Here is an 11236-nt window from a genome sequence, read left to right as displayed (position 1 = left end):
ATCCCAGCCTTCTCCCCCAGGTGAAGGGGAAAACCGAATAGTTCCCTCTCCTTTGGGAGAGGGTTAGGGTGAGGGGATTACTTCAACGACCCCGACAAAAACTGCTGCAACCTTGCACTCTTCGGATTGCCGAACAACTCTGCTGGCGTCCCCTCTTCCTCGATTAAGCCCTGATGCAAGAAGATCACATGGTTTGAAACGTGGCGTGCAAAGTCCATCTCATGCGTCACCACCACCATGGTTTTCCCTTCTTCGGCGAGTTTCTGCATGATGCGCAGCACTTCACCTACCAACTCTGGATCAAGTGCAGAAGTCGGTTCATCGAACAACAACACTTCGGGTTCCATTGCTAACGCACGGGCGATTGAAACGCGCTGCTGCTGACCGCCGGAAAGATGCACCGGATATTTCGCCTGCTGGCGCTCATCAATACCCACTTTCGCCAGGTATTTCACCGCACGATCTTTCGCTTCTTGCTTGTTCAGCCCAAGTACCTGAATCGGCGCTTCCATGACGTTTTCCAGCACCGTCATGTGGCTCCACAAGTTAAAATGCTGGAACACCATCGTCAGGCGTGTGCGCAGTAAACGCAGCTGATTTTTATCGGCGACTTTCAGTTGCCCGTCGGTATCGCGTACCAGGTTAATGTTCTGGTTATTGACGACAATCGTCCCTTCACTCGGTTTCTCGAGGAAGTTAATACAGCGCAAAAAGGTACTTTTCCCGGAACCCGATGAACCAATGATGCTTATCACATCGCCAGCATTGGCTTGTAAAGAGACGCCTTTCAGCACTTCATGTTGGCCGTAGCGCTTGTGCAGGTCGGTAACGCTTAATTTTTTATCAGTCATCATTGCACACTCAATGGGTTGAGCTTGGTTTAATATGCTGCAACCAGCGTTGTTCGGCCTTGCGGAACAATCTAATCAGCACATAAGAAATACACAGGTACAACACCGCAGCAATACCGAAAGCGGTAAATGGCTGGTAGGTCGCGGAGTTGATATCACGGGCGATTTTCAGCAGATCCGGTACCGTGGCAGTAAATGCCAGCGCCGTGGAGTGCAGCATCAAAATCACTTCGTTGCTGTAAGCAGGCAGCGCGATACGCAACGCCGATGGCAAAATAATGCAGCGGTACATTTTGAATGGCGAGAAGCCATAAGCGCGACCCGCTTCAATTTCGCCATGTGGCACTGAGCGAATCGCTCCGGCAAAAATTTCAGTGGTATACGCACAGGTATTTAACGTCAACGCCAGCACCGTACAGTTCAGGCCGCTACGGAAAAACTCGTTCAGCAGCACCGTGCCTTTCACCACTTCCAGCGTGTACATGCCGGAGTAGAACACCAGCAACTGCACGTACAATGGCGTGCCACGGAAGATGTAGGTAAACAGCCAGATCGGGAACGCGATAAATTTGTTGCTTGAGACGCGCCCAATCGCCAGAAACAGCGCCAGAATCCCGCCCATCACAACCGACGAAATCAGCAGCCACAAGGTGATTGCCACGCCAGTAAAGCGGTAACCGTCCGTCCACAGCAGGGCTTTCCAGTATTCCTGAATAATTTCAATCATAGGTCTGCCCTCTTCACGCCAACCGAGTAACGGCGCTCAAGCCAGAGCAATACGCCATTCGATACCGTGGTAAAGAACAGGTAAATAATCCCGGCAACAATCGCAAAGTAGAATGGCTGCCAGGTGCTTTTCCCGGCAAGCTGCGTGGCTTTAACCACATCTTCCAGCCCCAGCAAAGACACCAGCGCGGTGGCTTTCAAAATAACCTGCCAGTTGTTCCCGATACCCGGTAATGCGTAGCGCATCATGGCCGGGAAGAGAATGCGGCGAAAAGTTTGTGAACCGGTAAATCCAAAGGCGGTTGCCGCTTCGATATGCCCTCTCGGCACAGCCATAAAGGCACCGCGGAAGGTTTCGGTAAAATAGGCACCATAGATAAAACCGAGGGTAATGATACCGGCCACCATCGGGTCGATATCAAACTGCGCCGCACCAATCGCGTCGGTTAAGACGTTGAGCGCCATTTGCAGGCCGTAGAAAATCAGCAGCATCAGCACCAGGTCAGGCACGCCACGAATCAAAGTGGTATAGCCTTCAAACAATATGGCTAGCGGGCGGTTTTTGGATAACTTAGCACCGGCTCCCACCAGGCCAATAATAACGGCGAGGATAACGGAGCTTAGCGCCAGTTCCAGCGTGACGATCGCCCCTTTAAAGATTACTTCAGAAAACCCATACAGCATGGTGCGTATCCTGTCGTCAGTGTCTGCACAAACTTAACCTGCCCTGGGCGGGCAGGTTTAACCACTGGTGACTGTTAACCACCGTAAACATCGAAATCGAAGTATTTCTTCGCTAACTTCTCGTAAGTTCCGTCTTTACGCATTTCGGCGAACGCTTTATTCAGCGCTTCGCGTAATTCAGTGTCGTCTTTGCGCAGGCCCATACCGGTGCCGACGCCAAACAGTTTTTCGTCTTTAATCGACGGGCCACCAAACTGGTAATTTTTACCCACTGGCTGCTTCAGGAAACCTTCGCTGGCCGCCACTTCATCCTGGAATGCAGCGTCAATACGGCCCGCAGTCAGGTCGGCGTAGATAGAATCCTGGCCCTGGTAAGAGACAATTTCGATGCCTTTAGGCGCCCAGTGTTCATTACCGAAGGTTTCTTGCGTCGTGCCTTGCAGAACGCCGACACGCTTGCCTTTCAGCGATTCGATAGTCGGTTGAATTGGGCAGTCTTTCGCCACCACTAAACGCGAATCAGCCGCGTAGAGTTTGTCGGTAAAGGCGATTTCTTGCTGACGTTTTTCAGTGATAGAAAGCGAGGACATAATCGCGTCGATTTTTTTCGCTTTCAACGAAGGGATCAGCGCATCCAGTGGGTTTTCCACGAAGGTACAGTTGGTTTCGATGCGTTTGCAGAGTTCTTTTGCCAAATCGATATCAAAACCGACTAATTCACCCTGTGCGTTTTTCGACTCAAACGGCGCATAAGTCGGGTCAGTACCAATGCGTAGATTCTTAGGAATTGCGGCGAAAGCGGTGGAAACACTGGAAAATGCCAGTACCAAAGAAAGAGCGATGATCTGCTTGTTCATAATTATCCTCGAAGTCACTGTTTTTATGCTGTGATTGCTTTAACCAGATAAAATTGCATGTTCCATGCCAGGTTATGCATCTCAATAATAGTGTTTTTTGCCATTCATGGCGCGCCAAAAGTGATCTTCTAAAAAACAGAAAAGCACACCGCACCAATAAGATGCGATCAAATCACTATTTTGGTGCAACGATAATAATTTGCACCAGCAAAGTGCAGCTCGTTTAACCTGGATTGCAATTTTATGCAGCCCGACCATGGCGAACCATAACCGGGCTACAGACTACGGGATAAACTTATTCACCGTAAACATTAAAATCGAAGTACTTCTTAGCAAATTTGTCGTAAGTGCCGTCTTTACGCATCTCTGCCAGCGCTTTGTCGAAAGCCGCTTTCAGCTCGGTATCGTCCTTACGCAAGCCAATACCGGTGCCGTCACCAAAGTACTGTTTGTTTTTCACAGACGGGCCTGCGAACTCATAACCTTTACCGGCTGGCAGTTTCAGGAAGCCTTCACTCGCAGCAGTTTCATCCTGGAATGCAGCATCCAGGCGACCCGCAGCCAGATCGGAATAGATTAAATCCTGGTTTGCGTAAGGCACCACATCAATGCCTTTAGTACGCCATTCAGCGTTGGCGAAGGCTTCTTGCGTAGAACCTTGCAGAACACCGACATGTTTACCTTTGAGGGAGTCCAGCGTCGGCTGAATTGGGGAGCCTTTAACAGCAATCAGGCGGGAGTCAGCGGCATAAAGTTTGTCTGAGAAGGCAATTTCATTCTGACGCTTTTCGGTGATGGAAAGTGAAGATATGATGCCGTCGATTTTCTTCGCTTTCAGCGATGGAATCAGTGCATCAAAGTCGCTGCCAACCCACGTACATTTGGTATTAATGCGCTTACACAGCTCATTCCCCAAATCGATGTCGAAACCAACAAAATCCCCTTTCGCATCCTTAGAAGAAAACGGTGCGTATGTTGCGTCCGTCCCAAGACGAATGCTCTGCGGAATGGCTGCGAACACGCTTGCGGTGGCGCTCAGGCCAAGCAGCAAAGACAGAGCGAGAACTTGCTTTTTCATACGGAACTCCCAAGTTTACGGATCTTATTATGTGTGATGTCGTGTTGTGTTTGTTTTGTGTTGCTGACGGAGAGTTGCAGTTCTTATGCCACTTTTTCTTGCGTGAAAGAAAGTGTGCATTTTTGTGTTAAATAAAAGTTACAACTCTGTCACAAGAATGAAAGATAGCAGGTCTGGTATGAGGAAAAAGCATTAACGGTGGAAAATAGCGGATAAATGTTCTGGAAGTGATCGGGGTTACAAAAACGCCCCATGATGAGGCGTCCGGTTTTGTGATGCACCACTCTCGGGCAAAACTTATACACCGCTCCAGCGCGTGAACAAGTCTTGTGGAAGCTCAATCTCAAATTGGTCGAGCACGCGGTTAACGGTCTGGTCGATAATATCCTGCACGCTTTGCGGGCGATGATAAAACGCCGGCATTGGCGGCATAATCACCGCACCCAGTTCCGCCGCTTGTGTCATCAGGCGCAAATGCCCAAGGTGCAGCGGAGTTTCACGTACACAAAGCACCAGCGGGCGGCGCTCTTTAAGCACTACATCTGCTGCGCGCGTCAACAAGCCGTCGGTATAGCTGTGAACAATGCCAGAAAGGGTTTTGATTGAACAAGGCAATATGACCATGCCATGCGTCTTAAAAGAGCCTGAAGAGAGGCTGGCGGCGATATCCCGCGCATCATGCACCACGTCAGCCATTGCCTGGACTTCGCGCAGTGAAATATCAGTCTCTAAGGCGAGCGTCTGCCGGGCGGCATTACTCAGGATGAGATGGGTTTCGATTTCGGGTAATTGTTCCAGCACCTGAAGCAGTCGCACACCATAAGTCGCGCCACTGGCACCTGAAATCCCAACAATTAACCGTTTCATATCTTATTCGCCCGAGGAGTTTATCTGGGCTGACTTTGCCGCAAGATGGGCGGGGATGCAAGAAGTGCTAACCCTCTCCTTGAAGAAGAGGGTTAGGGTGAGGATAGTATTAACCCTCGTTGTGCATCTCTAAGTTTTCCACTTCATTCTGACGCGCAATCGCTTTGGAATCGTCATTACGCAGTGACTCAAGATACTCCAGGTATTCGTGGTCAACGTCTTTAGTGACATACACGCCGTTGAACACTGAACACTCAAACTGAGTGATATCTGGGTTCTCAACGCGAACCGCTTCAATCAGATCGTTCAGATCCTGGAAAATCAGGCCGTCAGCGCCAATCAACTGACGAATCTCGTCAACTTCGCGGCCATGGGCAATCAGTTCGTTAGCGCTTGGCATGTCGATGCCATAAACGTTCGGGAAGCGAATTTCTGGTGCCGCAGAAGCCAGGTAAACTTTCTTCGCTCCGGCTTCACGGGCCATCTCGATAATCTGCTCAGACGTGGTGCCACGCACGATGGAGTCATCCACCAGCAGCACGTTCTTATCGCGGAATTCAGCGCGGTTGGCGTTGAGTTTACGGCGCACAGACTTACGACGCAGTTGCTGGCCCGGCATGATGAACGTGCGGCCCACGTAGCGGTTTTTCACAAAACCCTGGCGGTACGGCTTGTCGAGAATACGGGCGATTTCCAGCGCGATATCGCAAGAGGTTTCAGGAATTGGAATGACAACGTCGATATCCAAATCTTCCCACTCGCGAGCAATTTTCTCACCGAGCTTTTTACCCATTTCAACGCGAGCGCTGTAAACGGAAATTTTGTCGATGAATGAATCCGGACGCGCAAAGTAAACGTACTCGAACAGGCAAGGATTGCTGGTCGGGTTGTCTGCACACTGGCGAGTGAACAACTGCCCTTTCTCGGTGATGTACACCGCTTCGCCCGGTGCGACATCACGCAGGAACTCAAAGCCCAGCGTATCGAGCGCAACGCTTTCGGAAGCCACCATGTATTCGGTACGGCCATCGTTCAAATCGCGTTTGCCCATCACCAACGGACGGATACCGTTCGGGTCGCGGAACGCCACCATACCGTGACCGATAATCATCGCCACGCAGGCGTAAGCGCCGCGAATCTGGCGGTTCGTCGCAGCAATGGCGGCAAAAATGTTGTCGGCTTCCAGCGGATAATTGCGGAAGTTATCCAGCTCGCTGGCAAAGATATTGAGCAGGATTTCAGAATCGGAAGTGGTGTTGATGTGACGACGCTTTTCTTCAAACAGCTTTTGGCGCAGTTCGTGAGCGTTAGTCAGATTACCGTTGTGCGCAAGGGTAATGCCGTACGGAGAGTTAACGTAGAAAGGCTGGGCTTCAGAAGCGCTTGAGCTACCCGCAGTCGGGTAACGCACATGGCCAATACCCATGTTTCCCTGCAAGCGCTGCATGTGGACGGCTCCGAATACATCACTCACCAGGCCATTGGCTTTACGCAGACGGAAGCAATTGAGAGCATCAATGGTGACGATGCCTGCGGCATCCTGCCCACGATGCTGAAGCACCGTTAACGCGTCATAGATAGACTGGTTTACCGGCATAAAACCGGCGATTCCGACAATACCGCACATGTTGTCTTTTCCTCATTAAGCCACGACCCCCGTTACGATTAACGGGGCAAGAAACTTGACGAGCTTTGCAGATAGTCAAAGAACCATCTGATGATGAAACTGAATTGCGGGATAAGCTGCGACTTTTGCCAGTCGTCACTCTTAGAAAAACCAGTGAACGTATCAAGAAAGAACAGAATGGCGGCGACGATCAGTGCTCCACGTAACGCACCAAAACAGATCCCCAACACCCTGTCTGTACCCGACAGGCCGGTTTTCTCCACCAGCGCGCTAATCACATAATTGACTATCGCCCCGACGATGAGTGTCGCGATAAACAGTATCGCGATAGCTATTCCATTACGTACCAGTTCGTCTTCAAAGCCTGTGAACCAGACAGAAAGGTAAGTGTAGTAATGACTGGCGACAAAGAAAGCACAGCCCCAGGTTACCAGCGATAACGCTTCACGCACAAACCCACGAATAACACTAATCAGAGCCGAAAAGCCGATGACCGCAATAATGGCGTAATCTATCCAAACCATGAACAAATCCCACGACAAATCGCCCTGACGTCCAGTTCGGGGCGCATTCTAACAGAAAAAGAAAACGTTTGCGTAGGGATTTCCTTCCCCCGCGTAAATAAATAATGGCGTTGAAAAAATGCTCAACGCCATTAAAAATTTGCCCTAAACCACCCTCACCCTGAGGGAGAGGAACTGGTCGCTTTTCCCCCTCTCCTGGGGGAGAGGGTCGGGGTGAGGGCGAAAAAAATCCCTACCTCGCCGTGTAAGTCATCACCACACCGTTCAGCCCGGAAAGCGAATTCAGCTCTCCCAAAGACGACTTAAGCTTGTCTTTCGAGGCATCTGGCCCTACCAGAATACGGGTCACTTTCCCCTGCACTGGTGTCGACGGTGACGTGTAAGCACGGAACCCAGCGCCGCGTAGTTTACCAACAATTTCATTCACTTTGTCGGCATTCTTTAAGGCACCCAGTTGCACGACGTAAGCTTTGCCGGTTGGCGCTTGTTCAGCAGTTTCTTGCTTCGCAGGTTTTGCCGGCGCTGGCGGCTCTTCGTTCATCATGGCCAGGCGTTCTTCAGTTTGATCAACGGAAGGTTTGCTCTGCGGTTTTTCAACCGGCTTAGGTTTTGGTTTCTCAGCCACAGGCTTTGGCTTCGGCTGTTCACGGCTGACCGGCACTTCATCAATGCCCGCCCCGCCGTCACCCGGCAAAGAAGCGATATCAAGCCCCGGCGCGGTCGCCGTTCCCGCTCTCACCTCTTCCGCAGCCCCTTCCGGTGGTTGTGAAGGCAATGCCTGCGTCGCCGCTGGCAGCATATCTGGCTCATCGGTATCACCCGGCTTTGGAACCAGAGGAATGGCTGCAAACTCATCCTGATAATGCTTTTTCTGACCATCAAGTAGCCCTGGCAGGATAATGACCCCCAGTGCGACCAGAATGATGGTTCCGACTAATCGATTTTGAAACTTACTCGCCACCTGCTTTCTCCGCGTCCAGCGCTTCCATTACGTGGGCTACTGTATGAAATGAACCACACACCAGCACGGTATCATTTTCTGTGGCTGCCTTCATTGCGGCATGCCAGGCTTGCGCCACACTGCCGTAGACTTCGCCCTGACCGAGATGTTCAATCAGTTGTTCCGCCGTTGCACCGCGTGGGCCTTCTAATGGAGCACAATACCAGCTATCGACCTGAGGCGACAAACAGGCCAGCGTACCGGCGATGTCTTTGTCATGCAGCATGCCAATAACCGCCAGCACACTCCCGCGTTTTGGCAACTGCGCGATTCGCCCGGCAAGATAAGCCGCCGCATGGGGATTGTGCGCCACATCGAGGATCACCAACGGTGCCTGAGAAATCACCTGGAATCGGCCTGGTAATGTCGCTTCTTCAATGCCTTGAATAATAGCGGCATTGCTGACATTTAGCTTACTGGCTCGCAGAGCGGCAAGCGCCGTCGCGGCATTCGGCTGAGGAACCAGCGGCAACGGTAAGTCGAGAAGTTCGCCCTGAGCGTCTTTAAAGCTCCAGCTATTTTCACCCACTTGATAAGACCAGTCGACATCACGGCGCAGCAGTTGCGCGCCCTTTTCTGTCGCCACATCCGCAATGGTGTGCGGCATATCTGGCTCGCCGACGATGGCCGGTTTGCCGCCACGGAACACACCGGCTTTTTCACGCCCGATGCTTTCGCGGTCTGGCCCCAGCCAGTCGGTGTGGTCCAGCGCGATACTGGTGACAACCGCCACATCGGCGTCGACAATATTCGTCGCATCCAGACGCCCGCCCAGGCCCACTTCGAGAATCACCACATCCACCGCCAGTTGCTTGAACAGCAATAGTGCAGACAACGTGCTGTACTCAAAATAGGTCAGTGACGTTTCGCCACGCGCGGCTTCAATTTGGGCAAACGCCGCCGTGTGGTACGCCTCGTCCAGCTCTTCACTTTGTACGCGCACGCGCTCGGTGTAACGCACCAGATGCGGTGAACTGTAAACGCCGACGCTGTAACCCGCCGCCATCAACACCTTTTCCAGGGTGCGGCACGTTGTGCCTTTGCCGTTGGTTCCCGCGACGGTAAATACCGTCGGCGCTGGTTTCAGCACATCGAGCGTGGCGGCAACTTTTTTTACGCGATCAAGGCCAAGTTCGATGGTTTTAGAATGGAGGTTTTCCAGATAACAAAGCCACGTGGCCAGGGGCGACGTGGCTTGAGGAGTTTGAGTTTTTTCCATGATGCCCGCTCTGTCTACGGTTCAAGAAAAAGGGCAGAACCAATTTGGCCTGCCCTTATTAACTATCAGGCCTCGTGACCTTCTTCCGGTGCTGCCGGAACCACAATCGGTTCACGCGGCGCTTCCGGATTTGGCGCGGGCTGATTGGTCAGTTTCGCCAGAACGCTTGCCAGTTTCAGGCGCATTTCCGGGCGACGAACGATCATGTCGATCGCTCCTTTTTCAATCAGGAACTCACTGCGCTGGAAGCCCGGCGGCAGTTTTTCACGAACGGTTTGCTCGATAACACGCGGGCCTGCAAAGCCGATCAGGGCTTTTGGCTCAGCAATGTTCAAATCGCCCAGCATGGCGAAGCTTGCGGAAACGCCGCCCATGGTTGGGTCAGTCAGAACCGAAATATACGGCAGACCGCGTTCCTGCATTTTGGCTAATGCCGCACTGGTTTTCGCCATCTGCATCAGCGACATCAGTGCTTCTTGCATACGTGCGCCACCGGAAGCGGAGAAGCAGATCATCGGACAGTTATCTTCCAGAGCCTGTTCCACAGCACGAACAAAACGCGCGCCGACAACAGAACCCATAGAACCGCCCATGAAAGCAAACTCAAACGCCACCGCCACAACTGGCATGTTGTAGAGCGTGCCTTTCATGACCACCAACGCGTCTTTCTCGCCGGTTTCTTTCTGGGCTGATGCCAGACGGTCTTTATATTTTTTAGAGTCTTTAAACTTGAGGATATCTTTTGGCTCAAGCTCACTACCCAACTCAAACATCGAGCCTTCATCTAACAGGCTGTGCAAACGATCGCGCGCAGACATACGCATGTGGTGATCGCACTTTGGGCAGACTTCAAGATTGCGTTCCAGCTCGGCACGGTACAGAACCTGGCCACAGCTGTCGCACTTCGTCCACACCCCTTCAGGGATACTCGCCTTACGGGTAGGGGTGACATTACTCTTATTGAGAATTCGTTCAATCCAGCTCATTGATGACCTTTCTGCTTGAACCTGGTCGATGCCAGTTTTTCTGTGGCAGTATTAGCTGCCCCAGACCATAAATGGTGCTCATTAAAACATAACGGCCCGCGACTTTGGATAAAAAAGTGGTCGAACCGCGCGATGGGGTTACTTTTGCAGGCGTTTGGCGGCACGTTTGTGGCGAATAATCTCAACCACGCCCGGCAATACCGACAACACAATAATCGCCACAATCAGTAATTTCAGGTTTTCCTGCACAATCGGCAAATCGCCGAACAGGTAGCCTGCGTAGGTAAACAACAATACCCACAGCAACGCACCGGCAACGTTGTACATCGCAAAATGGCGATAGGACATGTGCCCCATGCCCGCGACAAACGGTGCGAAAGTTCGCACAATCGGCACGAAGCGCGCGAGGATAATCGTTTTTCCGCCGTGACGCTCGTAAAAAGCATGAGTTTTATCGAGATAACTGCGACGGAAGATTTTGGAGTCCGGGTTACTGAATAGCTTTTCGCCAAACAACCGCCCAATAGTGTAGTTCACCGCGTCACCAACAATGGCGGCAATCACCATCAAAATCACCATTGTGTGAACATTGAGATCGTTGGTCGGCAACGCGGCCAGCGCGCCAGCCACAAACAGCAATGAATCACCTGGCAGGAACGGTGTGACCACCAGCCCCGTTTCACAGAACAAAATCAAAAACAGAATGGCATAAACCCAGACGCCATACTGCGCAACTAACTCCGCCAAATGCACATCAATGTGCAGAATAAAATCAATAATGAAGCGGATAAATTCCATCGTTATCTACCTGTTTCGT

The 11236-nt window shown here is 51.7% G+C and carries 12 protein-coding genes; all 12 read right to left on the bottom strand.

The genetic code is table 11. The annotated features are described in order from the left end of the window. Positions 1-77: 77 nt before the first annotated feature. Positions 78-851 carry a histidine ABC transporter ATP-binding protein HisP gene (gene hisP, locus D6029_RS06935; RefSeq protein WP_120064065.1) on the bottom strand — a complete coding sequence of 258 codons (774 nt, stop codon included), beginning with the start codon at positions 849-851 and terminating at the stop codon, positions 78-80. 10 nt (positions 852-861) lie between these two features. Next, positions 862-1578, bottom strand: a complete 717-nt coding sequence (locus tag D6029_RS06930) for an ABC transporter permease (protein ID WP_120064058.1) — start codon at positions 1576-1578, stop codon at positions 862-864. Beyond that, a complete protein-coding gene (locus tag D6029_RS06925; RefSeq protein WP_120064057.1) occupies positions 1575-2261 on the bottom strand; it encodes a histidine ABC transporter permease HisQ in 687 nt (228 codons plus the stop codon). Before D6029_RS06925 ends, D6029_RS06930 begins: the two co-directional genes overlap by 4 nt. A gap of 74 nt (positions 2262-2335) precedes the next feature. Next, entirely contained in the window at positions 2336-3118 is a 783-nt protein-coding gene (gene hisJ / locus D6029_RS06920; RefSeq protein ID WP_120064056.1) for a histidine ABC transporter substrate-binding protein HisJ, read from the bottom strand. 295 nt (positions 3119-3413) lie between these two features. Next, positions 3414-4196: a lysine/arginine/ornithine ABC transporter substrate-binding protein ArgT gene (argT, locus tag D6029_RS06915; protein WP_120064055.1), complete on the bottom strand. Its 783-nt coding sequence runs from the start codon at positions 4194-4196 to the stop codon at positions 3414-3416. Between the two features lie 297 nt (positions 4197-4493). Continuing rightward, positions 4494-5063 (bottom strand): UbiX family flavin prenyltransferase, encoded by a 570-nt coding sequence (locus tag D6029_RS06910; RefSeq protein WP_120064054.1) that lies wholly within the window; start codon positions 5061-5063, stop codon positions 4494-4496. Between the two features lie 109 nt (positions 5064-5172). After that, positions 5173-6690, bottom strand: a complete 1518-nt coding sequence (purF, locus tag D6029_RS06905) for an amidophosphoribosyltransferase (protein WP_120064053.1) — start codon at positions 6688-6690, stop codon at positions 5173-5175. 38 nt (positions 6691-6728) lie between these two features. Then, positions 6729-7214 carry a colicin V production protein gene (cvpA, locus tag D6029_RS06900; RefSeq protein WP_120064052.1) on the bottom strand — a complete coding sequence of 162 codons (486 nt, stop codon included), beginning with the start codon at positions 7212-7214 and terminating at the stop codon, positions 6729-6731. 232 nt (positions 7215-7446) lie between these two features. Then, entirely contained in the window at positions 7447-8175 is a 729-nt protein-coding gene (gene dedD / locus D6029_RS06895) for a cell division protein DedD (protein ID WP_120064051.1), read from the bottom strand. Next, entirely contained in the window at positions 8165-9433 is a 1269-nt protein-coding gene (gene folC, locus D6029_RS06890; RefSeq protein ID WP_120064050.1) for a bifunctional tetrahydrofolate synthase/dihydrofolate synthase, read from the bottom strand. The genes dedD and folC overlap by 11 nt, the downstream gene beginning before the upstream one ends. A 65-nt stretch (positions 9434-9498) precedes the next feature. Next, a complete protein-coding gene (gene accD / locus D6029_RS06885) occupies positions 9499-10419 on the bottom strand; it encodes an acetyl-CoA carboxylase, carboxyltransferase subunit beta (RefSeq protein ID WP_120064049.1) in 921 nt (306 codons plus the stop codon). A 138-nt stretch (positions 10420-10557) separates the two neighbouring features. Further along, on the bottom strand, positions 10558-11217 hold the full coding sequence (locus D6029_RS06880; protein ID WP_120064048.1) for a DedA family protein: 660 nt from the start codon (positions 11215-11217) through the stop codon (positions 10558-10560). Positions 11218-11236 lie beyond the last annotated feature (19 nt).

It is taken from the genome of Buttiauxella izardii (assembly GCF_003601925.1).
Classification (GTDB): Bacteria; Pseudomonadota; Gammaproteobacteria; order Enterobacterales; family Enterobacteriaceae; genus Buttiauxella; species Buttiauxella izardii.
This window is presented reverse-complemented; position numbering and strand designations above follow the sequence as displayed.